The organism is Caulobacter sp. DMC95, assembly GCF_056313785.1.
The window spans coordinates 396952-420185 of the sequence record NZ_JBQUZP010000004.1; the positions used below are offsets into that span (position 1 = coordinate 396952).

At 67.5% G+C, this 23234-nt stretch carries 19 protein-coding genes, 1 tRNA gene and 1 pseudogene; 9 read left to right on the forward strand and 12 right to left on the reverse strand.

Annotated elements, in window-relative coordinates; all coding sequences use genetic code 11:
• Positions 1–139 precede the first annotated feature (139 nt).
• A complete protein-coding gene (locus ACT53N_RS12605; RefSeq protein WP_476064205.1) occupies positions 140–2557 on the reverse strand; it encodes a putative bifunctional diguanylate cyclase/phosphodiesterase in 2418 nt (805 codons plus the stop codon).
• Positions 2558–2716: 159 nt separating this feature from the next.
• The gene (typA, locus tag ACT53N_RS12610; protein WP_476064206.1) at positions 2717–4549 is read right to left on the reverse strand and encodes a translational GTPase TypA; all 1833 of its coding nucleotides are present in this window, start codon (positions 4547–4549) and stop codon (positions 2717–2719) included.
• 553 nt (positions 4550–5102) lie between these two features.
• On the opposite strand from typA, the gene ACT53N_RS12615 reads away from it, so the two are divergent.
• Positions 5103–5531 (forward strand): hypothetical protein, encoded by a 429-nt coding sequence (locus ACT53N_RS12615; protein ID WP_476064207.1) that lies wholly within the window; start codon positions 5103–5105, stop codon positions 5529–5531.
• A gap of 9 nt (positions 5532–5540) precedes the next feature.
• Here ACT53N_RS12615 and ACT53N_RS12620 read toward each other — a convergent pair whose 3' ends face one another.
• Complete coding sequence (locus ACT53N_RS12620) at positions 5541–6467, reverse strand: N-formylglutamate amidohydrolase (protein WP_476064208.1); 927 nt, start codon at positions 6465–6467, stop codon at positions 5541–5543.
• A 152-nt stretch (positions 6468–6619) separates the two neighbouring features.
• Here ACT53N_RS12620 and cpdR point away from each other — a divergent pair, with 152 nt between their 5' ends.
• Positions 6620–6976 carry a cell cycle two-component system response regulator CpdR gene (gene cpdR, locus ACT53N_RS12625; protein WP_010918630.1) on the forward strand — a complete coding sequence of 119 codons (357 nt, stop codon included), beginning with the start codon at positions 6620–6622 and terminating at the stop codon, positions 6974–6976.
• Between the two features lie 108 nt (positions 6977–7084).
• Positions 7085–7159, forward strand: a tRNA-Val gene (locus ACT53N_RS12630).
• 127 nt (positions 7160–7286) lie between these two features.
• Here the strand turns inward: ACT53N_RS12630 and ACT53N_RS12635 are convergent.
• From ACT53N_RS12635 to ACT53N_RS12645, 3 genes are all read right to left on the reverse strand, one after another.
• The gene (locus tag ACT53N_RS12635; RefSeq protein WP_476064209.1) at positions 7287–7925 is read right to left on the reverse strand and encodes a dioxygenase family protein; all 639 of its coding nucleotides are present in this window, start codon (positions 7923–7925) and stop codon (positions 7287–7289) included.
• 124 nt (positions 7926–8049) lie between these two features.
• Complete coding sequence (locus ACT53N_RS12640) at positions 8050–9669, reverse strand: AbgT family transporter (RefSeq protein ID WP_476064210.1); 1620 nt, start codon at positions 9667–9669, stop codon at positions 8050–8052.
• Between the two features lie 332 nt (positions 9670–10001).
• Positions 10002–11978, reverse strand: a complete 1977-nt coding sequence (locus ACT53N_RS12645) for a M10 family metallopeptidase C-terminal domain-containing protein (RefSeq protein WP_476064211.1) — start codon at positions 11976–11978, stop codon at positions 10002–10004.
• 257 nt (positions 11979–12235) lie between these two features.
• On the opposite strand from ACT53N_RS12645, the gene ACT53N_RS12650 reads away from it, so the two are divergent.
• Positions 12236–13453 (forward strand): OmpA family protein, encoded by a 1218-nt coding sequence (locus tag ACT53N_RS12650; RefSeq protein ID WP_476064212.1) that lies wholly within the window; start codon positions 12236–12238, stop codon positions 13451–13453.
• A gap of 246 nt (positions 13454–13699) precedes the next feature.
• Here the strand turns inward: ACT53N_RS12650 and mnmC2 are convergent, their stop codons facing one another.
• Positions 13700–15475 (reverse strand): tRNA (5-methylaminomethyl-2-thiouridine)(34)-methyltransferase MnmC2, encoded by a 1776-nt coding sequence (gene mnmC2 / locus ACT53N_RS12655; protein ID WP_476064213.1) that lies wholly within the window; start codon positions 15473–15475, stop codon positions 13700–13702.
• An 18-nt stretch (positions 15476–15493) separates the two neighbouring features.
• Between mnmC2 and ACT53N_RS12660 the strand changes: the two are divergent.
• Positions 15494–15648 (forward strand): annotated as a pseudogene (locus tag ACT53N_RS12660) (hypothetical protein); the annotation flags it as partial.
• 6 nt (positions 15649–15654) lie between these two features.
• On the opposite strand, the gene ACT53N_RS12665 reads toward ACT53N_RS12660, so the two are convergent.
• Together ACT53N_RS12665 and motA are read right to left on the reverse strand one after the other, a co-directional pair.
• Positions 15655–15981 carry a hypothetical protein gene (locus ACT53N_RS12665; RefSeq protein ID WP_476064214.1) on the reverse strand — a complete coding sequence of 109 codons (327 nt, stop codon included), beginning with the start codon at positions 15979–15981 and terminating at the stop codon, positions 15655–15657.
• A gap of 110 nt (positions 15982–16091) precedes the next feature.
• Positions 16092–16958: a flagellar motor stator protein MotA gene (gene motA / locus ACT53N_RS12670; protein ID WP_476064215.1), complete on the reverse strand. Its 867-nt coding sequence runs from the start codon at positions 16956–16958 to the stop codon at positions 16092–16094.
• 133 nt (positions 16959–17091) lie between these two features.
• Between motA and ACT53N_RS12675 the strand changes: the two genes are divergently transcribed.
• Positions 17092–18408 carry an MFS transporter gene (locus ACT53N_RS12675; RefSeq protein WP_476064216.1) on the forward strand — a complete coding sequence of 439 codons (1317 nt, stop codon included), beginning with the start codon at positions 17092–17094 and terminating at the stop codon, positions 18406–18408.
• Between the two features lie 3 nt (positions 18409–18411).
• Here the strand turns inward: ACT53N_RS12675 and fixK are convergent, their stop codons facing one another.
• A complete protein-coding gene (gene fixK / locus ACT53N_RS12680) occupies positions 18412–19062 on the reverse strand; it encodes a transcriptional regulator FixK (protein ID WP_476064217.1) in 651 nt (216 codons plus the stop codon).
• 174 nt (positions 19063–19236) lie between these two features.
• Between fixK and fixT the strand changes: the two genes are divergently transcribed.
• Positions 19237–19614, forward strand: a complete 378-nt coding sequence (gene fixT, locus ACT53N_RS12685) for an oxygen-responsive sensory/signaling system negative regulator FixT (protein WP_476064218.1) — start codon at positions 19237–19239, stop codon at positions 19612–19614.
• Here fixT and ACT53N_RS12690 read toward each other — a convergent pair.
• Positions 19611–19943: a hypothetical protein gene (locus ACT53N_RS12690; protein ID WP_476064219.1), complete on the reverse strand. Its 333-nt coding sequence runs from the start codon at positions 19941–19943 to the stop codon at positions 19611–19613. The two genes, fixT and ACT53N_RS12690, sit on opposite strands and share 4 nt — an antisense overlap.
• Between ACT53N_RS12690 and ACT53N_RS12695 the strand changes: the two genes are divergently transcribed.
• Entirely contained in the window at positions 19933–20223 is a 291-nt protein-coding gene (locus tag ACT53N_RS12695) for a hypothetical protein (protein ID WP_476064220.1), read from the forward strand. The two genes, ACT53N_RS12690 and ACT53N_RS12695, sit on opposite strands and share 11 nt — an antisense overlap.
• Before the next feature lie 349 nt (positions 20224–20572).
• Here ACT53N_RS12695 and ACT53N_RS12700 read toward each other — a convergent pair whose 3' ends face one another.
• Positions 20573–21781: a glycosyltransferase gene (locus ACT53N_RS12700; RefSeq protein ID WP_476064221.1), complete on the reverse strand. Its 1209-nt coding sequence runs from the start codon at positions 21779–21781 to the stop codon at positions 20573–20575.
• 87 nt (positions 21782–21868) lie between these two features.
• Here ACT53N_RS12700 and ACT53N_RS12705 point away from each other — a divergent pair, with 87 nt between their 5' ends.
• Entirely contained in the window at positions 21869–23233 is a 1365-nt protein-coding gene (locus tag ACT53N_RS12705) for a glycosyltransferase family 4 protein (protein ID WP_476064222.1), read from the forward strand.
• The last annotated feature ends 1 nt before the right edge of the window (position 23234 follow it).

The window sequence follows — 23234 nt, forward strand, 5'->3', positions numbered from 1 at the left end:
CGGTTACTGTGAACGACCAACCTTCTGGGGGCTTTTCTGACACGTATCGTTGCTTCTGGATCATGCAGCCAGTGTGCCAGGTCGAAGGTCCGCTCACCACCCCGAACCGACCTCAGCCTGATCCGCTTTGGGCCAGCGCCTACCCCGCCACAACCTCCGAGCCCCGATCGTCCGCGTCGCGGTCTTCGCCCCGCATCTGGCGGGCGAGATTGGACATCAGGAAGCTGGGGATGTCGCTCACCGGCATCGGGCGGCCGAACAGGAAACCCTGGAACTGATCGCAGCGCATCTCCGCCAGCAGCTTGGCCTGGGCCTGGGTTTCGACGCCCTCTGCGGTGACTTCCAGGTTCAGGGTCTGACCCAGGAGAGCGATGGTGCGCAGGATGTCGGCGATGGCCGCATTGTCCTGCATCTCGGCCACGAACGAGCGGTCGATCTTGATCTTGTCGAACGGGAACCGCCACAGATAGGCGAGGCTGGAATAGCCCGTGCCGAAGTCGTCCATGGCGATCTTGACGCCCAGCGCTTTCAGGGCGGCCAGCTGTTCCAGGGTCTTGGCGCTGTCGTGCAGCAGCAGGCCCTCGGTGATCTCCAGCTCCAGGCGCGCTGGCGCCAGGCCCGAGCTCGCCAGGGCCCGGCGGACCTGCTCGACCAGGTCGCCCGAGGCGAACTGGTTGGGCGACAGGTTGACCGCCACCGTCAGGTGCGAGGGCCATGTCGCGGCGGTGCGACACGCTTCGTTCAGCACCCACTCGCCGATCCGGCCGATCAGGCCCCATTGCTCGGCGCACTCGATGAAGTCTGACGGCGGCACCAGGCCGCGTGTCGGGTGTTGCCACCGCAGCAGGGCCTCAAAGCCCGTAGTCTCGTTGTCGCGACGTCCGATCAGCGGCTGGAAGAACAGTTTCAGCTCGTCGCGGGCCAGGGCTTCGCGCAGGTCCAGCTCCAGGGCGCGCCGCTCCTGGGCCCAGACGTCCATGGCGGTCTCGAAGAACCGATAGGCGCCGCGGCCGTCGCCCTTGGCGCGGTAGAGCGCGAGGTCGGCGTTCTTGAGCAGGCCGTCCGGGTCGTCGGCGTCGAACGGCGCGACGGCGATGCCGACGCTGGCGCCGATCAGGACGTTGTGGCCCAGGATGTCGTAGGGCGCCGACAGGGTCTCGACGATGGATTGCGAGAGGGCCGACAGCGCTTCGTGACCGGGGGAGGGGGCGCAGATCACCGCGAACTCATCGCCGCCCAGGCGCGCCACCATGCCAGCGTCGCCGACGCAGGCGCGCAGTCGGCTGGCGACCTGCATCAACAGCGCGTCGCCCACCGGATGGCCCAGGCTGTCATTGACGCCCTTGAAGTGGTCGAGGTCCAGGCACAGGACCGCGCAACCCGAGGTCTTGTCGCGGCCGTGCTCCATCCAGGCCTTGCCGAGGTTCTGTAGGAGCGACAGGCGATTGGGCAGCTGGGTCAGCACGTCGTAGTGCGCCAGATGCGAAATACGCTCTTGGTCCTCGCGGGCCTGGGTGATGTCGGCGCCGACGCCCCGGAAGCCGACGAACAGGCCGTCCAGATCCAACACGGGCTTGGCCGAAAGCGACCACCAGTGCGTCGAGGACTTTTCAGTGTCTGCGGCGACCGTGATCGAGACCACCACGTCGCGGAAGGTCTTCTGCTCGGCGAACAGGGCCGAGAGGGCCGCGACGGGGCCGTTCGGGGCTTCGGCCGCGCCGCACAGGTCCGACATCGCCTGGCCCAGCAGGGCGTCCTTGTCGACGCCGGCGGCGGCGGCCATGCGATCGGAGACGTAGGTGAGGCGGCCCCAGGCGTCGACCTCCCACAGCCAGTCGCTGGCGCCCTCCTCGAAGTCGGAGAGCAGCAGGCTGACGACCTGCTTCTGCTTCTCCAGCTCTTCGGCGGCGACCAGGCGCTCGGCGAAGATGCGAGCGTGCGACAGGCACGAGACGGTGACGACCGCGTAGCAGAACACCAGCAGGCCGCCCAAGGCGTAGAGGATCGGATCGCCGCTGGCGCACAGCATGATCAGCGAGCCGACCACCATCGGCGTCGAATAGGCCAGGGCGGCCGCCGGCAGGGTCAGCATGGCAAAGCCACCGCAACCGATCATGCCGGCGATCACCGAGGCCACCATCATCGGCATGGCGCTGCTGTCGCCGACGCGGAAGGTGAAGACCGGCAGAACGCCCCACAGGCAGCCCAGCAGCCCGGCCTGGAGCGCGATTCGACGCACGCCACGCTGGGAGACCGAGGCCTTGCCGCTCTTTCGGCGTTGGGCCGAAACCCAACCACGAAGGCCCAGCAGGGCGTAGCTGATCACGAGCGCCGCCCAGACGCCGATCGCGACCCGATGCGGATGGGTCAGGCCCGCCAGGGAGACCAGAAAGGCGATGGCGATGTTGGCGCCCATCATCACCGGCGTCATGCGCAGGATGCTCTGCACCTGCTCCATGCGCACGCGGCCGGCCAAGGCTTCGGGCGCGTCGGCCAGTACTTGAGACGGAAGGACCGCAGCGACGCGATCAAGCAACGAGCTTACGATAACGCGCACGCGCGAACCCATGGTCTTCCGGAGCGGAGATCCCCCGGCAAAACATCGTTCTGTTAGGTAAACCGGGGGTTAAGTCAGCGTTTGCAGGTCAACATGCCGCGCACAAGAAAAGGGCCGCCGTTCGGATGAACGGCGGCCCTTTGTTCAGGACGACAGGTCCTAGTCTTCCTTCGTGCGCTTCTTGCGGAACGAGGGGTTCAGGACCTGCTTGCGCAGGCGGATGTTCTTCGGGGTCACCTCGACCAGCTCATCGTCCTCGATATAGGCGATGGCCTGTTCTAGGGTCATGCGGCGCGGCGGGGTCAGGCGGATCGACTCGTCCTTGCCCGAGGCGCGGACGTTGGTCAGCTGCTTGGCCTTCATCGGGTTGACGTCCAGGTCGTCCGAGCGGCTGTTTTCGCCGATGATCATGCCCTGGTAGGTCTTCTCGCCGGCGCCGACGAACATCACGCCGCGCTCTTCCAGGTTCCACAGGGCGTAGGCCGCCGTTTCACCGTCAGAGTTGGAGACGAGCACGCCCTTGCGCTGCTGGTCGATCGGGCCCTTGTGCGGCTCGTAGTGGCTGAACACGCGGTTCAGCACGCCCGAACCGCGGGTGTCGGTCAGGAACTCGCCCTGGTAGCCGATCAGCGAGCGCGACGGCGACAGCAGGGTGATGCGGGTCTTACCCGCGCCCGACGGACCCATGTCCTTCAGCTCGGCCTTACGGGCCGACAGCTTTTCGATGACGATGCCGGTGAACTCGTCGTCCACGTCGATCATCACGTCTTCCATCGGCTCCAGGCGTTCGCCGTTCTCGCCGGTTTGGAAGACCACGCGCGGACGGCTGATCGACACTTCGAAGCCTTCGCGGCGCATGTTCTCGATCAGCACGCCCAGCTGCAGTTCGCCGCGGCCGGCGACTTCGTAAGCGTCCTTCTCCGAGGTTTCGGTGACGCGGATGGCTACGTTGCTCTCGGCTTCCTTCAGCAGGCGGTCGCGGATGACGCGCGACTGGACCTTGTCGCCTTCGCGACCGGCCAGCGGGCTGTCGTTGACCGAGACGGTCATCGAGATGGTCGGCGGGTCGATCGGTTGCGCGGGGAGCGCCTCGGTCACGTCCATGGCGCACAGCGTGTCGGCCACGGTGGCCTTGCTCATGCCGGCGATGGCGACGATGTCGCCGGCCTCGGCGCCTTCATCGACGGGCTGACGCTTCAGGCCGCGGAAGGCCAGAACCTTGGTGATGCGGCCGCGCTCGATCTCGTTGCCGTTGCGGTCCAGGGCGTGGATCGCCATGCCGGGAACGGCCTTGCCGCTGGCGATGCGGCCGGTCAGCAGGCGGCCCAGGAAGGGGTCGCTTTCGATCAGCACGTTCAGCATCTGGAACGGCTTGTCCTTGTTCTCGGCGACCTTGGGCGGCGGAACGTGGCGGACGATCAGGTCAAACAGCGGGGCCAGCGTGTCGCTGGGCTGGTTCAGGTCCAGCGTGGCCCAGCCGGCGCGGCCCGAGGCGTAGATGTGCGGGAAGTCCAGCTGCTCGTCCGTGGCGCCGATGGCGGCGAACAGGTCGAAGGCGGCGTTGTGGACGCGGTCCGGATCGGCGTGGGGGCGGTCGACCTTGTTGATGCAGAGGATCGGACGCAGGCCCATCTTCAGCGCCTTGGTCAGCACGAACTTGGTCTGCGGCATGACGCCTTCCTCGGCGTCGACCAGCAGGACGCAGCCGTCCACCATGCCCAGGATCCGCTCCACCTCGCCGCCGAAGTCGGCGTGGCCGGGGGTGTCGATGATGTTGATGCGGGTCTCGCCCGCTTCACCGTTCCAGAGCACCGAGGTGCACTTGGCCAGAATCGTGATGCCGCGCTCGCGCTCCTGGTCGTTGGAGTCCATCGCCCGTTCGGTCGTGGCTTCGTTGGCGCGGAACACGCCGGACTGGGCCAGCAGCTGGTCGACGAGGGTGGTCTTGCCATGATCGACGTGCGCGATGATGGCGATATTTCGCATGGACATGGGGGCGGACGGACTTTCGGGAGGAATAGGAGATGACGCTTCGGTCGTCAGGCGCGCGGCTTTTACGCGAATGCGTTCAATTTATCCACCCCTCACCATCAGGAACACTTGTCGCACGACACCGGTGTCATCGCGAAAGTCTTGTCTGGCTTGGGTTTGCGCCTCGATCTCATACGAGACGGTTTCAAACGCAACAAATTGTGCGGTGCAATATGCCTATATTTTAGGCGGTTTGAAAGAGCGCCGTTCTGCTTCCCCTTTAGGGAAAGGGGTTTTGCGAGGTTCGGCTTCAAAAAAATGACGTCGAACGCTTGTTTTCCGCTTGCCTAATTTTGCGCCGCACTCTAAAAACAATCCTGTGAGGCGGCGCTGCCGCTTCTGCCCTTCCTGGGCGTTTCCTCCCTAATGAACTGGCCCGGCGGTTTCGCCGGGCTTTTTTTTGGATTCTGCTCCGGCGCGCCATCCTCAAGCCGGGTAGGGCCGGACGCGGGGCGGTTTGGCACCGTCTCCGCCATCGGAGCTGCTCGAGGCGACGAAGCCCACCGGGGGAGCTTTGGGCCGCAAACACGGAATCACCGCCGCCGCCGCCATGGCGGCTCTGGCGCTCTGCGGCGGCCCTGTCGTCGCCCAAGCGCCCCAAAACAGCTCGCCCCAGAACAAGCCGTCGCAGATCAGGCTTCCGCCTCTGAAGGTTCTCAAGGCCCCCAGCTCCGAGCTCCTGGCGCAGCTGTTTCCAGCCACCACGCGCAGGGCGGGCGTCGAAGGCGCGGCCACGGTGCAATGCACGATTCGGCGCGACGGCGATCTCGGTGACTGCGTCGTCACCGGCGAAAACCCGCAAGGCCTCGGCTTTGGCGGAGCGGCCCTGGTCGCGATGACCTATTATCAGGTCGATGTGTCGGGGGCGAACGCCGTGCAGGTCTCCCGTCGCCTTTCGGGGATCACCATTCGCTTCGCCTTGCCGCCTGTCGAGGCGCGCTAGATCTCCGGCTCAACGCAATGCGCTCAGGTCCATGTTGGTCAGCGCCTGCGTCAGGATCTCGGCGTCGCGCGTCAGTCTTGCCAGACCTTCGGTCGGTTCGCGCGTGGTCTCATCCATATAGAGCGCCCGATTGATCTCGATCTGCAGGGCGTGAGTCCGCTTGGCGGGACGTCCATAGTGCTCGGTGGTGTAGCCGCCGGCGTAGGGCGCGTTGCGGACCACATCGTAGCCCAGCGCTTCCAGTTCTCGCTCGACCAAAGCCGTCAGCTTCGGCGAGCAGGCCGCGCCAAAGCGGTCGCCCAGCACGATGTCGCAGGCGCCGCCGGCCTTGGAACGCTGCCCCCGCGCTGCGGCGGCGGGCATAGAGTGCCAGTCGATGAGAATGGCTGCGCCATGGGCCGCACGCGCGGCGGCCAGCTGCCGGTCCAGAGCGTCATGATAGGGGCGGTGCGCCAGTTCGACCCGGGCCTTGGCCTCGCCGAACGACAGCTTGCGGCCATAGATCGGGCGGCCTTCGCCGGCGACGCGGGGGATCGTCCCCAGGCCTGCGGCGACGCGCGCGGATCGGCCCTGCGCGTAGTCGGGCAGATCGCCGTCGAACATCGCCGGATCCAGTTCCCAGGGCTCGCGATTCAGATCGACATAGGCGCGGGCGAACCGCGCCCGAACCACGCTCACCCCCCGGCTTGGGGCGGCGCTGATGATCTGGTCGACGAACGCATCCTCAGACGCGCGCAGGGTGTCGATCGGCAGGCGGACTGCGGCGATCATGTCAGCGGGATAGACGCTCCCCGAATGGGGCGAGGCGAACACCAAGGCGGTCGGCGCCGGCGCGCCGGCGGGCGCGGCGCGCAACACCTCGAACGCTGGCCCGCCAAAGGTCTCCAGCGGCGGGGTCGAAAGCTCATCCGTCGAAAGGGGCCGCCACGCGCTCATGCTTCATCATCGAAGGCTCGCGGCGCGGGGTCAAATCGCAATCGCCGAGGTCAAACCATCCACAGCCGCGACGTTTAGGTTCATCCCCGATTTACGGACATGACGCTAAGGTGGACCCTCTATCGACGATCTTGACCCGGACACGTGACCCCATGGCCCGCATCCTCCTCGCCGAAGACGACGATTCCCTTCGCGGCTTTCTGGCCCGCGCCCTGGAACGCGCCGGCTTCGAAGTCCAGGCCTGCGCCGACGGCGAAGAGGCCGTTCAGCACCTGGACCATCCCTGGGACCTGCTGCTGACCGACATCGTCATGCCCGGCATGGACGGTATCGAGGTGGCCCGCCAGGCCGCCGCGCGCGATCCGTCCCTGCGCATCATGTTCATCACTGGCTTCGCCGCCGTGGCCCTCTCGGCCCAGGACCGCGCCCCCGCCGGGGCCAAGGTGCTGTCCAAGCCCGTGCACCTGCGCGACCTCGTCGCCGAGGTCGAAAAGATGATGGCGGCCTGACCCACAAAAAGTTTCGACAGGCGGCTTGCGCACTCCGCGAGCCGCCGCTATACCCCCACACCTTCCCGGCCGGGACGTCTTCACGAAGACGCTTCGGATCGCTTCGGCGGACGCGTAGCTCAGCGGGAGAGCACTACGTTGACATCGTAGGGGTCACAGGTTCAATCCCTGTCGCGTCCACCATCTCCTCTTCTTACTTAGATCAATCGCATTCGCCGCCGGGCGTCATCCTGGCGCTGTTTCTCGTGCGCCTGCCGCTGGCGCCGTGTTCGGCTGAGTCTTGAGGCGGGGGCGGGTCTGTAGGGCCCCCTCAGCCCTCCAGCATGATCATCGTCCAGCCGAAGCGAGCCACGCCGTCGGCGCCGCGCTCCAGGGGGCGGGCCAAGGTCATGGCGAGATCGGCAGGGCTCAGCGGCGTGACCACGCGGTCCTGGGCCAGCAGGGGGTCGTCGAACATCATCTGGAAGGTGCTGCGGGCGGCCTTTCCGGTGGCGTCCATGTGGATGTGCGGCGCGCGCATCCAGCCGGGGCCGGCGGGGTAGGGGGCTGGCTTGATGGTGGTGATCCGGAACTCGCCGTTCGCATCGGTCGAGAGGTTGGCGAAGCCCTGGAAGTCCGGGTCGAGCGGCGCGGTGTTGGTGTCGGATGGATGGGCGTAGCGGCCGGCGGCGTTGCACTGCCAGATCTCGACCTTGCCGCCGACGATGGGGCGTCCGCGCTGGTCGACCATACGGCCGACGACCTGGATCACCTCGCCCTGGGCGCGGCCGCTGCGACCGGCGATCCGGGTCAGGTCCGCGTCGGTGTCCGCAGGGCGCAGCACCGGGTAGAAGGGGCCGAGCTCCAGCGGCGGCGTCGTCACCAGGGGCTCTTCGCCCCGCGCCGAACCGCCGACCAGGCCGAGCGCCAAGCCGCCGGCCAAAACCTTACGCCTGCCCCGATCCGTCATCGCCTTGCCCCAAAAACCCGCAGGGAGCGTAACGAGGTTCCGCCTCCCGTCAACGTGGCGGCTGTGATGGGCTTGTGGATATGGGCCCGAGACGCTGTGCGGCGCCTCGGGCCTTGATCACGGGCTACTTCAGCAGCCCGCCCGGCGGGGTGTAGTGGACCTGGGCTGCGGGGCCCAGCGGCCAGTCGAAGGCCACCCAGGCCAGGGTCATCACCACGCCGGCGACCATGAAGGCCAGGGCGTAGGGCAGCATCAGGGCCAGCAGCGAGCCGACGCCCATGCTGGGATCCCAGCGGCGGGTCATGGCCAGCACCAGCGGGAAGTAGCTCATCAGCGGCGTCATCAGGTTGGTGAAGCTGTCGCCCATGCGGTAGGCGGCGGTGGTCATCTCCGGTGAGATGCCCAGCAGCATGAACATCGGCACCACCACCGGGGCCAGGGCGCTCCACTTGGCCGAGGCCGAGCCTATGAAGAGGTCCAGCACGGACGAGAAGCCCAGCACGCTGACCAGCAGCAGAGGCGCGGGCAGGTTCATGGCCTTCAGCGCCTCGGCGCCGTGGATGGCGGCGATGGGGCCCAGGCGCGACCAGTTGAACATCGCCACGAAGTGGGCGGCGAAGAAGGCGAAGACGATATAGGGGGCCACCGAGCGCACGCCGTCGGCCATCATGGCCACGACGTCGCTTTCGGTTTTGACGGTTCCGACCCCGACGCCGTAGGCGACGCCGCTGGCCAGGAACAACATCATGAATCCCGCGATCAGCGCGCCGTAGAACGGAGTGAGCTGGGCGGGACCGGACTTGGTCTCGTCGATCAGCGGGGTGAAGCCCGGGATCAGGCTCAGGGCCGCGAACAGGGCGACGATGGTGAGAGCAGCGAGACCGGCGAACTTCAGGCCGCGCTTTTCATCAGGCGTCACGGCGGACTTGGCCAGCTCGGCCTTCAAGGCGTCGTCGGCCTGGCCGCCCCAGGGGCCAAGACGCGGCTCGACCACCTTGTCGGTCAGGAACCAGGCGATCGGGGTGAAGACGACGACGATGGCTAGGATGAACCACCAGTTGCCCAGCGGGTTCATGGTCCAGGTCGGGTCGATGATCCGGGCGGCCTCCTGGGTGAAGCCGAACAGCACGACGTCGAACTGGCCGGGCGTCAAATTGCCGGCGAAGCCGCCCGAGACGGCCGCGAAGCCCGCCGCTATGCCCGCCAGCGGATGCCGCCCGACGGCGGCGTAAAGCAGGCCGGCCAACGGGATGAACACCACATAGGCTGCGTCCGACGCATGGTGCGAGACCATGCCGATGATCACGACCAGGGGCGTGAGGATGCTCTTGGGCGCCTCGCGCAGGCTGGCGCGGATCAGGGCGCTGAACAGGCCCGAGCGTTCGGCGACGGCGGCGCCCAGGATCACCACCAGCACTAGGCCCAGCGGGGCGAAGCTGGTCAGGGTCTTGGGCATCTCGGTGAACAGGCGGGCCAGATTCGCCTCCGAGAACAGGCTGCTGGCCGCATAGGTGAGAACGCCGTTCTCAAGCTCGCCGAACTGCGGGGCTTCGTCGCCCGCATAGGTGATCGAGGCCGACCAGCCGAGGGCCTGCCCGATCGCCGATAGGACCATCAAGCCCAGGATCAGCCAGACGAAGATCATCACGGGTTCGGGGAGGAGATTGCCTAGTCTCTCGACGGCTCCGAGAAAACCCTTCTGGCGGGGCGGCGGAGACGTGGCGGGGGGCGCGGCGTCGCTCATTCGGCGTCCTGATCAGTTGTTGGAGCCCCCTCCATCGACATGGCTAGCGGGCGCCGCGCGCAAGGTAAAGCTGCCCGGGCGCGGAAAACGTCGGGCCGGGGAGCGGGTGATGAAACTTGCGCCCGCTGCGTCCGACACAGGCTAGGCCACGCCAAACCCCATTCCGGGTTTTTTGGACTTGCTAGTCGCCGCTGGCTGCGGCTAGCTCTGCGTCCCCTTCACCACCCCACCGGTGAAGCAACTCGGGCGGCGACCTTTTCGGGGGAGGGCCGCCCGCCCTTGCTCCCTCAAAATCAGCTGTCACGAACGCACGGACGTTCGGCTTCGCCTGCTCAGGTCAGGGCGTATTCAGGCTTGGCGTAGACACCGATGAGGTCGACTCCGTAGACGTCCTTGGTGGCCTGATCGGCGAAGAAGGCCTCCGCCGACTTGGCGTACACGCCGACGTCGGCCTTGCCGGCCTCGGCCATCAGCCAGCCGACCATGGCCGCCTTGGTCCCCTGGCCGTCCGCGCCGTCCCGTCCATAGGCGGCGAAGTAGTCGGCGCGGCCGTCGATCAAGGCGCGCACCTTCTCGTCGGTCGGCGTCAGGCCGAAGATGGTCGCATAGGCTTTGCGTGTCGCGTCAAACAGGCTCAGACCGCCATAGTCGGCCGAGAACTTGGCCGCGCCTTCGCCGATCTTGCCCAGATTGACCGCGAAATTGATGTAGCGGTTCTCGAGATTGAACGACTGATAGTAGGCGCTATTGAGGTTGTTGGCGTTCACGCCGTCAGGATTGACCAGATAGTCCATGCCCGCAGCGGTCGGCGTCCTACCGGTGAAGAACTGGTAGGCCAGCACGGCGACCGCGCTGGTCGAGAGCGCGGCCTTGGACACCTGATCGATGGCGTCGGCATAGCTGGTGCCGGCCGCCATCGCGGTCGCCAGGCTCTTGGTAATCGGCTCGGCCGCGGCGCTGAAGGTCTGAAGGCGCAGGATATTGCTGATCGCGGTCGCGACGCGGCTGTCGACCAGCGCGATGGTCCGGTCGGCGAAGGCCATGAACTCGATGTTCAGTAGGCTGTCGGTCCCGTCGCCGCCGGCGCGATCCAGCACCGTCCAGGCGCCGTTCGCGCCTGCGGTGATTGTGTAGCCGCCATAGGCGCTGGAAAAGGCGGCCGTATCGACGCCAGGTCCGCCGTCCAGGATATCGGCGCCCGCGCCGCCGATGAGCCGGTTATCGACGGCGTTGCCGTTGATCGTATCGGCGGCCGAACCGCCGATGGCGTTCTCGATCACCGCGTTCATGGCGATGGTGACGTTGCCCTTCAGCCCGCCGACGCTGGAGAAGTAGCCTGACCGCAGGTCGATAGTCTGGGCGACGCGGTAGCCGGAGAAATCCAGGGTGTCGACGCCGCCCGCGTCCCAGACCGCGAACACCAGCCGGCTCGAGGACGACGTGGCCAGGAACCAGTCGCGCTCCGCCGTTGAGTTGAAGCCATACACCGTATCGCCGGTGCGCGTGGTCATGTTGGCCCCGTAGGCCATTTGAGCTGCTGCGATATCGTCAAGCAACGGCGACGAAGCGTAGGCGCCTTGAAATGCGCCTCCCGTATTGGCTTCACTGAAGTAGGACATCACCGTGTATTGCCGGCTATCCTCATAATATTCAGCATGCATCGCGTACGTAAGATCGACGCCGTCGCTCGCATTATAGTCGGCCGGATGAGCTAGGCCAATGGCATGGCCGATCTCGTGGATCAGAACCATGCCGCCGTAGTTGGATCCTGTGGGATTTATATTGTAGCCCAGCGTTGCCTTGATCCAAACATCGCCAGATTTGTTACTTGAGGCGTAGATCCCCGGGTAGTAGGCGAATGCTGCGGCGTCTTCCTTCCCGCTGGAGAAGTTGCCGAACAGCATGGCCGCGTCGTCGCTGTAGGCGGCTTCACCGGAGTTTCCTTCGCCAACCCGAACGAATTTCACGTTGGCCACGTCCGCCCAAGCTTGAAGCGCTTTTTCCGTTTGGGCGATCTGAGCCGCATTGAATTGCGAGAAATCTCCGGTGTCGACCGGCATTGTCGTAGGGGCGGTGGCGCGATAGGCGTAAGTGACGACAGCGGAGGTGTACAAGGCGGCCGACCAGCCCGGTTCGCCCCGCAGAAGCTGAGACGCGGCCTGATCAACGGTCAGGCTCTTTTTCCCAGCAATGATTCCGGTGCGGGAGTCGGCGTCAACGAACGCCTGCGGCAAGCCGCCGCCGCTGATGGCAGCCTGGCTCCAATCCTCGTGAAGGTTCAGACCGAACCGGTCGCACTGGCTACACAACGACGCGCTCCACTCACCAATCAGGCGAGTATGGAGTCTAAGGTTTTCTTCTGCAATCTTAGCTATTTGCGACAGTTTCGCACGGCGCGGAGCAACCCATAGCTTCGCTGTGGCATGGCGCGTCTCGCCACATTTTTCGCAGTTCCGCCGATTTTGTTGCTCTGGCGCCACACCTGAATCCGCGCATGGCGCGTTTGTGCTCCAGGTCCCGGGGAAGATGTCGGGTCCGCGACTTTCGTAGGAAGAGGGTTTTTCAAATGAACATGCGGTTGCTGGTCGGCGTCGCGGCGGTAGCGCTCTGCGCCGCCTCGGGTGCTTCGGCCCAAAGCGCCCTGAGCGGCTGGTACGTCGCGGGCGACGCCGGCTATCACGAGCCTAAGGACGTCAAGGCGACGTCCTCGAACGGGTATCAGTGGAACTTCAACGCCGACAAGGACTGGGCCGCCTTCGGCCGCCTCGGTTACAAGTTTTCGCCGAACTGGCGGGTCGAAGCCGAGTACGGCTATCGTCCCAGCGACATGGAAGGCGTACGCGGCGCCGGCCTGAGCGGCGCCCAGCCCATCGGCCTGTGCGCTCCGGGCGTGGCCCGGACGTCCGCCGCTCCGGATTGCGTCGCGCCGAACGGCAAGCTCAAGGCTTCCACCCTGATGGCCAATGTCATCTTCGACATGGGCGGCGACTCGCGCTTCAGCCCGTTCATCGGTGTCGGCGCCGGTACGGCCTGGGTGCACAACAAGGTCTATGGCCAGCTGTCGGGCGTTCCAGCCGGCGCGGCCATCTATCAGAACACCAATTTCGACGACGTCGATCAGGCGTTCGCCATGCAGGGCCTCCTGGGCGTGGCGTGGAACCTGTCCGACAACTGGTCGATGGACCTGACCGGCCGCTACCTCCGCACCTCGAAGCTCGACTGGGGTTCGGTGACCCAGAACGCCGGTCCGGCCGGCGGCTCGATCACCGACGTGGGCACGTTCTCGGGCCGCTACAAGGACACCTCGGTGACCCTGGGCCTGCGCTACACCTTCGGCGCCCCGCCGCCCCCGCCGCTGCCCCCGCCGCCGCCGCCGCCGCCCCCTCCGCCGCCTGAGCCGGCTCCGCCGCCGCCTCCGCCGCCGCCGCCGGCCGCTCCGGCCTACGAGGCGCGTGAGTTCGTGGTCTACTTCCCGTTCGATCAGTACGTGCTGACGCCGGAAGCCCAGGCCGTGGTGCAGCAGGCCGCCGAATACGCCAAGGGCGGCTCCGCCACCCGCGTCGTGGTGACGGGCCACACCGACACCTCGGGCTCTGACGCCTACAACCGCAAGCTCTCGGAGCGCCGTGCGCGCGCCGTGGCCGACGGTCTGGTGAGCCTGGGCCTGAACGCCACCACCGTGGCGGTCGACTGGAAGGGCGAAAGCGCTCCGGCCGTCGCCACCGGCGATGGCGTCAAGGAACCGCTGAACCGCCGTTCGTCGGTCTCGATCAACTTCCAATAAGGAAGTCCGGATCGGTAGGAATTGGGGCTGGCCGCAAGGCCGGCCCCTTTTTCGTGGTCAGTGGTGATCGGGCCGGAAACGAAAAGACGCTCCCGATGGGGCGTCGGGAGCGTCTGATCCGGCGGGCCAAGAGGGCGGCGGTCCGCCGTCACGTGGCCGGCTGTGAAGGGGGCACCGGCCAGATCTGTTCTCGTGGGGCCTAGAACGCGCCGACGTCGTCCGCGACGCTCCGATAACCGTGTTCGACTATACGCTGATGCGCGCCACAGGCGAGTCGAAACGCGTCAATTTGAGCAGGTGCGACAATTGGCGCGGAAGCGGCGAGGGGACGTCCAGCAGGCGAGCGACCAGATGCTCGGCCAGCAGCGGGGCCAGGCAAAAGCCGCGAGAGCCCAGACCCGTCAGCACGATCAAGCCGTCTTCGCGAACCTCCGCCAGCGGCAGGCGGTCGGGTGTGGTGGCGCGCACAGCGGCGCGGCCCTCGAAGGTCGACCCGGCCAGGCGCTCAGCCAGCGCCGGCAGGCCCTTGGCCAATGTCGCGAGATTTCGGCCGTGGTCCTCCGGACGCACGTCGGTCCGGACATCGTCCCGGTCATGGGTGGCGCCGAACAACAGCCCGTCGCGGGTGGGGATCGCATAGCCGCCGAAGGCGGTTGGGGCCGTATCCTGGCCGCTTGTCCAGCTGGCCTGGCCTCGCACGGGGCGCAGAGGCGTATCTGGCAGCAGGGCCGCGCCATCGGCGCCGCCCGCCAGCGCGACCCGATCGGCGCGCGTGACCAGGTCACCGGCCGCATCGAGCAACCGCCAGCTTTCGCCGTCGCGCTCAACCTTCGCCACACGCCGGCGCAGGACGGAGCCGGTCCAGGCTGCGATGACGTCCGCCGGCGCAATGACCCGGGCCCCAGCCATGGCCAGGGCTGGCGTGGCGGTCTCCAGGCGCGCGAGAGTCTCTTCGACACCCAGCGTCCGCATGTCGCCCGGCTCGAACAGGTCCTGGTCCGCGACGGTGGCGAAGCGGGCGGGGTCGCGATCGCCGGCGGCGAGCTGCAAGACCTCGCGGGCGATCACGGGCTGGCCCTCCGCCTCGTACAGCGTCACTGCGCGAGCTAGCGCCTGGGCGTAGAGCGCCGCGCGCGGGCCGCCGCCGGCGTCGAGCGCCGGGGTCACCAGGGCGGCGGGATTGCCCGAGGCGCCGAACGTGTCGGGATCATCGATGACCACGACGGAGAGGCCCTCGGCCCGCGCCGCTCGCGCCAGCGACGCCCCGGCGATTCCACCCCCGATGATGGCCAGGGTCTCGGGCCGCCGCGACGCCGGCCGCGCGCCCGGTCGCCAGGCTTCCAGCCGTTCGCGTTTGCGGCCAAAGCCGGGGCGCTTGGCGATCTCGAAACCCGCCGCCGAGAGGCCGCGACGCACCGCGCCGGCCACGGTGAAGGTCGCCGCCCGCGCGCCAGGCGCCGAGCGCGCGCCGACCGCCGCCAGCACCTCGTCGCGCCACATGGCGGGGTTCAGGGCCGGAGAGAAGCCGTCCAGGAACCAGGCGTCGGCCAGGCCGTCCCAGGCCTCCAGCGCTTCGACCACGTCCATCACCGCCAGGTCCAGCACCGCGTCGAAGCCGGGAAGGTCAACGCGATGGAAGCCCCGCGCGCGGCCGGGCCAATGATCCAGCAGCACCTGCGCGGCCTCGCCCAGCTCGGGCCAGTGGGCCAGGATCCGCGCCGCCTCGTCGCGCGACAGCGGGTGGGCCTCGATCGAGAAGATGTGCAGTCGTCCGCCGGCCGGCTTTTCGCGGCGCCAAAGGTCGAGCAGGGCGGCGATGTTCAGCCCCGAGCCGAAGCCCAGCTCGCCGACCACGAAGTCGCGTCGCTCGGCGAAACGTTCGGGCAGTCCACAGCCCGCCAGGAACACCGCCCGCGTCTCGGCCAGGCCGTCGACGCTGGAGAAATAGACGTCGCCGTAGAGGCTCGACTGCGGCAGGCCGTCGTCGCGCCAGACCAGCGGGGAAGGGGCGGAGGGATCCATCGAGCTGGTACAGCGCTGGTGAGGGCTCCGGTCAACGAAAAAGGGCCGCTCCAAGGAACGGCCCCTTGTGAGGTTTGCGGGCCCGTCCTCGCCCTTCGACAGGCTCAGGGTGAGGACTATTGTGCGCTCGCAGGCGAAACCCTCACCCTGGGCTTGTCGAAGGGCGAGGGTTCCGAACCTTAGTGCGCGGCCTTCTTCTCTTCCGGCTTGGCGGCTTCGGCCGGGGCGGCCGCGTCAGCGGGCGCGGTGGTCGAGGTGGCGCCCGTGGCGGCGGCGTCGGCCGGGTCGACCGGAGCGGCGGCGGCGTCGGCGGCGGCCTTGTTGGCGTCAGCGGCGGCCTGGTCCTTGGCCGAGGCGGCGTCCGTCACGGTCGAGGCGTCAGCCGCGGCGGCCTTGGCGGCGGCGTCTTCAGCGCCGGCTTCTTCCTTCTTGCCGCAGGCGGTCAGCGACAGGGCCGAGACGGCGACGCCGGCGATCAGCAGCTTGCGGAGCATGGTCGAGGTCATGAGGTTTCCCCTTCGATTGGCCGCGTCGCCTTGGCGGCGACGTCATCGCCTCGATAGGAATACCGGTTCGAAGGGCCGCGCAAGTTACGAGTCGGTAGGGAGTCCCCGACCTATTCGTTCGGCATCTGCGAGAGGGCTTCTTCCAGTTCGGCGAAGCTGGGCTGGCAGGCGGTCGGCACGTTGCCGCGGCCGATTTCGACCGAAATCTGAGCCGCGTTGCCATGCAGGTGGGCGACGAGCACAGCCTGGATGATCTTGTAGAAGGCCGCGTCTTCGTCCAGCACCGAGGCCAGACGCGTCGCCATCGGGCCGACCAGGCCATAGGCCATGAACACGCCCATGAACGTACCGACCAGAGCGCCGCCGATCATGGTGCCCAGCACCGCCGGCGGCTCGGTGATCGAGCCCATGGTCTTGATGACGCCCAGCACGGCGGCCACGATACCCAGAGCCGGCAGACCGTCCGACAGCTGCGTCAGGGCGTGGGCCGCCTGGTGGGCTTCGTGGTGGTGCTTCTCGAGCTGCTTCTCCATCGCGTCCTCGACCTGGTGGGGATCTTCCAGGTTCATGGTCATCATCCGCAGGGTGTCGCAGATGAAGTCGACGGCGAAGTGGTCGTGGGCGATCTTGGGGTAGCGCGAGAAGATCGTGCTTTCCTGCGGCTTTTCGATGTGGGCTTCCAGCGCGATGACGCCCTTGGACTTCATCGTCTTGGTCAGCAGGAACAGCAGGCTCAGCAGGTCACGATAGTCCTGCGCCTTCCACTTGGGGCCCTTGAAGATCGTACCGAACCCGCCCAGCGTGGCCTTGATCACGGTCATCGAGTTCGAGATCAGGAACGCCGCGACACCGGCGCCGCCGATGGCCATCAGTTCGTGCGGCGCGGCGTGGATGATCACGTCCATCTTGCCGCCCGAGATGATGTACGAGCCGAACACCAGGCCGAAGAGCAGAACGATGCCGATAATCTGGAACATGGTGGAGGTCGCCCCGAGTTTGCGGACGCATCATCGCGATTAATGATTAATCCAAGGTTCTCGCAGCCGTGTTCGAGAGTCTGTGATCGGCGACACATTGCGCCGGTCGGGGCGCGGGTCTAACGGTTGTTCGATGACCGGTGATCTTCAAAGCGGCCGGGCGAACCGGCGGGCGTTCGCCATTCTCTTCGGCGTTTCCGTGGCGACCGCCCTGGGCAACACCGGCATGCTGTCGGTCCTTCCGGCGATCGGGCGCGAGATCGGCATTCCCGACGCCCTGGTGGCGGGGATCTTCTCGCTGTCGGCGGTGCTGTGGGCGGTGACCTCGCCGTTCTGGGCGCGGCAGTCCGACCTTCGCGGACGCAAGCCGCTGATCATGCTGGGCCTGGCGGGCTTTGCGGTGTCGATGACCCTGTGCGCGATCGTGGTTTCGGCCGGCCTGCACCACCTGGCGCCGCCGATGGTGATCTTCGTACTGTTCCTGCTGGCGCGGGCGCTGTTCGGCGGCTTCGGCTCGGCGGCCAATCCCGCCACCCAGGCCTATCTGGCCGAGCGGACCAGCCGTGAGGAGCGCACCCAGACCATGGCCAGCCTCGCCGGCGCTTTTGGCCTAGGCACCGTGGTCGGGCCGCTGCTAGCGCCCTTGTTCGTGCTGCCCGGCGTCGGGCTTGCCGGGCCGATGGTGGCCTTCGCGGCCCTGGCGGCGGCGATGCTGGCTGTGGTGCATCGCGGCCTGCCCGAGACCTTCACCCCCGGGCGCGGCGACACGCCGCCCCGGCGGCGCAGCCTGGGGCTCCCCTGGCGCGGCGAGGGTGCGGCCCTTTGGAAGGATCCGCGCCTGAAGCCCTTCCTGATCTACGGTTTTCTGGTCGCCTCGTGCCAGACGGCCCAGACCCAGACTCTGGGCTTTCTGATCATCGACAAGCTGGGCCTGTCGCCGATCAAGGCGCAGGGTTTCATCACCTTGGCCATGGCCGCCGGCGCGGTGGCGGGTCTCCTGGCCCAATGGGGCCTGATCCGGATGTTCCGCATGGGGCCGCGCGAACTGATGCGCTGGGGCGTCGGGGCCGCGGCCTTGGGCAATATCGTGGTGGCCTTCGCGCCGGACTATGCGGCGGTGGCCATCGGCTATGCGATCGCCAGCCTGGGCTATGGCTTTGCACGGCCCGGCTTCACGGCGGGGGCGTCCCTGTCGGTCGAGGCCAAGGACCAGGCGGGCGCGGCCGGTGCGATCGCCGCGATCAACGGCTTGAACGTGGTGGTCGCCCCGCTGTTCGTGCTGCTTTACGAGCAGATCGGCTGGGCGCCGTTCGTGCTCAACACGGTGATCCTGCTAGCCATGCTGGTCTACGCGATGCGGCAGGTCATGCTGCGCTCGGTCAACCAGGGCGACGCCGACGAAGAGGCGGCCATCGCCGGTCTGGAGCGCAGCGACGAGGGTGGGGTCTAGCCCTCAGGCCACCAGGCGTTCCAGCGCGCGGCGGTCCTTCAGCACCATGTGACGAACAGTCGGCAAGGCGATGAGCCCTTCGTCCTGAAGGCTGGTCAGGGTGCGCGAGACGGTCTCGATGGTCAGGCCCAGATAGTCGGCCATGTCCTGGCGGCTCATCGGCACGTCCAGTTCGGCGTCAGCATGGGTGCGGGCGGCGATGTCCAGCAGCAAGCCGACGACGCGTTCCTGCGCCGAGCGGCGGCCCAGCATCAGGACGTGGTCCTGGCAGCGCTGCAGGCCTTCGGCAGTCAGGCGGAACAGGGCCCGGGCCGCGTCGCTCCGCTGGGCGGCTAGGTCGCTGAGCGCGCCGCGGCGGATCATCCGCACGGTGGCGTCGGACATGGCCTCGGCGTTGATCCGATGGGTCTCGGTCATCTCCAAGCCGAAATAGTCGCCGGCGAAGTGGAACTCGTCGATCTGGCGGCGGCCGTCGCGGAGAATCCGATAGGTGCGCACCGAGCCCGACACGACCTGGTAGACGTAGTCGGCCGCCTCGCCCTCGCCGAAGATCTCCTCATCGCGATGGAAGCGGGCGCAAGCCCCCGGCGCGGGCAGAACGGCGTCGAAGAAATGGTCGTTGTCGAACGTCTTTGCGCGGATCGGAGACAGCATCGGAAACCCCCTCGTTTGGTGTGGGTTTTTTGCGCCATCTCAAACCGATCCGATATTCGGGGCATGCGCCTAAGGGGGCCTCGCTAAGGGGAGTCCCTTAGGCGGCTTTGCTGACGGGGGCGATTTTGACGCCGATCAAGGCGGTTGGCCGGGTCTTCTGGCGGTCTGGAGAGCATGTGCGACCGGCCCGACCTGTCGGACGGCGAAACGGACCGTCCCATGATCCTCCTCCTGGTGGAGGACGAGGCCCTGCGCGACGCGCTGCGCTTCTCGCTGGAGACCGACGGGTACGCCGTCCGCGCGCCCGCCGACACGCACGGTTGCCTGAGCTGCTCGGACTGTCGCGCCGCCGCCTGCGTGGTGATCGATGACGGCGATGCGAGCCTGCCGCCGCCCACCGCCGGGCGACCCACCATTGTCCTGACCGGCGACGCGCAGCGGCTGACGCGGCGGGGCGTGACCGGCGTCACCCTCGTGGAAAAGCCCCTGCTGGACGACAAGCTAGGCCGCGAACTCTCGGCCCTGCTGGCCCGGGCGGCCCCGGGGCTTTAACATTCAGGAAGGCGAACGCGCGGATCGCGGCGTGCGACGCGTTTGGCCAGATGCCGCACGAGCGCGACGGCGCCCAGGATCAGGATCACACCGAGGTGCATCAGCAGGGTCGCCAGGGCCAGCGCCGCCAGCAGCACCGCCACCGCAGACTGAGGTCCCAGCAGGAAGACCATCAGATTGCCGAACACCAGGTCCTTGTTCGCCAGCAGCGGAATGCGCGACACCAGATAGCGGACGGCCATCAGCACCAGCCAAAGCTCTGACGCGACCTCTGGCAGGGCGATCCGCCAGATCAGCACGGTCAAGGCGGTGGAGACGATGATCCGCACCGTATGGGCGCTGGTGACGAACAGCAGAAGACGGGGCGACAGCGAGAAGACCCAGCGTCCGAAAACCACCAGGCCGATCGAGATGGCGATAGGGACGAGGCCGGACCACAGCGCCGGTCCGAGTTGCTTGACCAGGCCCAGTTCGGTGAGCTGCGTGACGCTGACGGCGGTCAGCACCAGGGTCAGCAGGTTGCCCAGCAGCGCCGATATGATGCTGGCGTCCTTGATCGCCGCAAATGGCGCGACGCTCGGACCGCTGGTCCGCCGCGCCCACACATAGAGATAGGCCTGGCCGCTGTAGCCCAGCACGATCTCGTTGATCACGTTCTTGCGCAGTAAGACTCCAAAGCCCGACAGGGGGAGGTTCCATGTCCGCCGATAGACGGCGAAGTCGCAGATCGGCTGGGTCAGGTACAGCAAGATCATCGCCGGCCAGACGGCCATTGGCAGCTGGAGGATCATCCTCATCCCGTCGGCGGCCGCGCTGTCCAGCTGGAACAGGATCGCTGCGACAAGTCCCACCGAGACGGCCAAACCCAGGAGGTTCCACCAGAGCGAAGGCGTCTTGGGCGCCCAGGTCTCTGGCGCAGGCGAAGGCGGCGCTTTCGCCCTGAGCGTTCGGGTCGCGCTCATGGCTTCGCGCCTGCGGCGGGCGCCGTGGCTCCGAGGCCGATGTTCGAGGCGGTCTTCGCGATCGTTTCATAGTGTTCAAACAGCTCGGCGAAGTGGTCGATGTCGGGCCGCACGTCGGCTGCGGCTTGCAACGCCGCAGCCCGGAGCGAGGCCGGATCGCGCGCCAGCAGCCGCAGGAGGGCTGCGGCGGCGGCGTCTGGATCGCCGGAGGGATAGATCTCGGCGCTGTCAGGCCGGGCGAGATCGGCGAAGCCACCGCGATTGGGGCCGACCAGGGGCAGGCCGCTGGCCATGGCCTCGGCGGGCAGCAGGCCGAAGGTCTCAGAGTCGCAACCATGCACCAGCACGTCCGCGCTGGCCAGATGGGCCGCCAGCAGCGGCCGATTGCGGATCGGCGGTATGATGTGGACGTTCGGCTCACCGGCGGCCGCGCGTAGGACGCGGGCGCGATCGATGCCGTCGCCGACCACCACCAGACCGATCGGCGTGGTCTTGGAGGCCTTCAGCGTCGCTTCGATCACCATCGGCCAGCGCTTCTCGGGGTGGAACCGGCCGACGGCCAAAGCCAGCTTGGCGCGAGGAGGCATGGCGCAGGCCTCCAGCAGGTGCGCCCGCAGCGCCTCATCGCGGAAGGCGGGCGAGAACGCGACGCGATCGATCCCCAGCGGAATGCCTGCGACGGGGCCTAGGCCGTGCTGCTCGAAGCGGTGGGCCAGCCAGTGTCCGCCGGCGACGGTGGTGTCGAAATGGCGACGCAGCGACCGCAGATAGCGCCAGAACCACGCGAACCACTGGTCCACACGCTCGGGGCTGGCCATCCCGCCGAACCAGCGCTGCGGATAGATCGCCACGGGGTCGGCGTGCATGAACATCGACCGCGCCGCGGGCCCGCGCCATCGGGCGACGATCCAGGCGCCGCGCCAGGGCGACGAGGCCTCCACCAGGTCGGGAGCCAGCGCGTCCAGGTGTTTGTGCACCGGCGCTGCGTCCCAGAACATGGAGTAGTTGGCGTCGAACGGCAGGCGCGGCGCGCGCACCCAGATCACGCCGCCGGAGGGGCGGGGCTCGAATCGGTCTTCGGGTCCCGGGGCGAGAACGAAAAGCTCGTGACCAAGCTGGGCGGCCACCTCGAGCTTGCGGTCGATATAGGTTCGAACCCCCCCGCCGGTAGGCGAATAGAACTCGGCGACGTCCACGATCCGCATCCGGCGGCCCCCAGGAGAACACTTCCGCCACCGGTAAATCAGTACCGTGACGGTCGTGCATAGGAGACCTTCACAAAACCGACGGCGTTGCCTGCTCTAAGTCGTGAACTGAGCTGCTTCCGGGGGGGAGCGGAACCGCCTCGGCGACGTCCGAGACGCTCACAGGAAAGCACGGCGATGGATACCAGGGCCTCGATGTTCGCCCCTGGCGCGCGCTCGGCGCGGATCGCCCTGTTCTCGGGAAACTACAATTACACGCTCGATGGGGCCAACAAGTCGCTGAACAGACTGGTGGACCATGTGCAGCGCACGACGGGCGCGCAGGTGCGGATCTATTCGCCGACCTCGCCCACGCCCGCCTTCGCGCCCGTCGGCGATCTGGTGTCGGTGCCCTCGGTGACCATTCCGTTCCGCAGAGACTATCGTCTCGCGCTCGGTCTCCCCGCGGCGGTGCGGCGTGATGTCGAGGCGTTCGCGCCGGACCTGATCCATCTGTCGGCGCCGGACCTGCTGGGAGCGGCCGCGCTGAAGCTCGGCCGGCGCCTGAAGGCGCCGGTCGTCGCCAGCCTGCACACGCTCTTTGACTCCTATCTCGACTACTATGGGCTGGGAGGCTTGCGCGCCCTGGCGCAACGACGGTTCTGGGCGTTCTACGGCGCCTGCGATTTCGTCCTGACCCCGACCCCGGCGATCGGCGACGATCTGCGTGCTCAGAACCCGCGCGCTCAGGTCAGGACCTGGGCGCGCGGCGTGGACGCCGACCTGTTCAATCCAGCGCGATGCAATGCGGCCTGGCGCGCGGCCCAGGGCTTTGACCCTGATCGGCCCGTCATCGTGTTTCTCGGACGCCTAGTGATGGAGAAGGGGCTGGCGGCCTTCGCCGACACGATCGACCGCCTCGCGGCGGCGGGGCCTGCGCCGCAAGTGCTGATCATCGGTGACGGCCCGGCCCGCGCTTGGTTCCAGGAACGGCTTCCGGGAGCGACCTTCACGGGCTTTCTGACGGGCGAGGCGCTCGCCACGGCGCTGGCTAGCGGCGACATCTTCCTCAATCCCAGCACGACCGAGACCTTCGGTAACGTCAATCTAGAGGCGATGGCGTCGGGCCTGGCCATGGTCTGCGCCGACGCGCCTAACACCCGGGCGCTGTTGCGCGATGGTCGTGACGCGATCCTTTGCGCGCCCACCGATCCGGCGCGCTACGCCCGGGCTCTTATGAGCCTTTGTCAGGACCCGGAGCATCTTCGCCAGATGGCCGCCAAGGCCTTGGAGCGCAGCGCGGCCTATCGGTGGACTGAAATCCTCGACGCGGTGGTGGATGTCTACGCCGAGGCGCTGGACGCGCGGGCCCTGGCCTCCAGCCGCGCCGAGGTCAGCGCGCCCGAGCCCCGCGCCTGGACCGGCCGCCGCGGCGGACGGATCGACGCCCAGGCCGCGCCCCAGGCTCTCTAGT

Coding starts and splice junctions, on each gene's coding strand:
- ACT53N_RS12650 (WP_476064212.1), top strand. CDS start 12,236: ATGAACATGCGGTTGCTGGTCGGCGTCGCGGCGGTAGCGCTCTGCGCC.
- ACT53N_RS12635 (WP_476064209.1), bottom strand. CDS start 7,925: ATGACGGATCGGGGCAGGCGTAAGGTTTTGGCCGGCGGCTTGGCGCTC.
- mnmC2 (WP_476064213.1), bottom strand. CDS start 15,475: ATGGATCCCTCCGCCCCTTCCCCGCTGGTCTGGCGCGACGACGGCCTG.
- cpdR (WP_010918630.1), top strand. CDS start 6,620: ATGGCCCGCATCCTCCTCGCCGAAGACGACGATTCCCTTCGCGGCTTT.
- typA (WP_476064206.1), bottom strand. CDS start 4,549: ATGTCCATGCGAAATATCGCCATCATCGCGCACGTCGATCATGGCAAG.
- ACT53N_RS12700 (WP_476064221.1), bottom strand. CDS start 21,781: ATGCGGATCGTGGACGTCGCCGAGTTCTATTCGCCTACCGGCGGGGGG.
- fixK (WP_476064217.1), bottom strand. CDS start 19,062: ATGCTGTCTCCGATCCGCGCAAAGACGTTCGACAACGACCATTTCTTC.
- ACT53N_RS12695 (WP_476064220.1), top strand. CDS start 19,933: ATGATCCGCACCGTATGGGCGCTGGTGACGAACAGCAGAAGACGGGGC.
- fixT (WP_476064218.1), top strand. CDS start 19,237: ATGTGCGACCGGCCCGACCTGTCGGACGGCGAAACGGACCGTCCCATG.
- ACT53N_RS12675 (WP_476064216.1), top strand. CDS start 17,092: ATGACCGGTGATCTTCAAAGCGGCCGGGCGAACCGGCGGGCGTTCGCC.
- motA (WP_476064215.1), bottom strand. CDS start 16,958: ATGTTCCAGATTATCGGCATCGTTCTGCTCTTCGGCCTGGTGTTCGGC.
- ACT53N_RS12640 (WP_476064210.1), bottom strand. CDS start 9,669: ATGAGCGACGCCGCGCCCCCCGCCACGTCTCCGCCGCCCCGCCAGAAG.
- ACT53N_RS12665 (WP_476064214.1), bottom strand. CDS start 15,981: ATGACCTCGACCATGCTCCGCAAGCTGCTGATCGCCGGCGTCGCCGTC.
- ACT53N_RS12620 (WP_476064208.1), bottom strand. CDS start 6,467: ATGAGCGCGTGGCGGCCCCTTTCGACGGATGAGCTTTCGACCCCGCCG.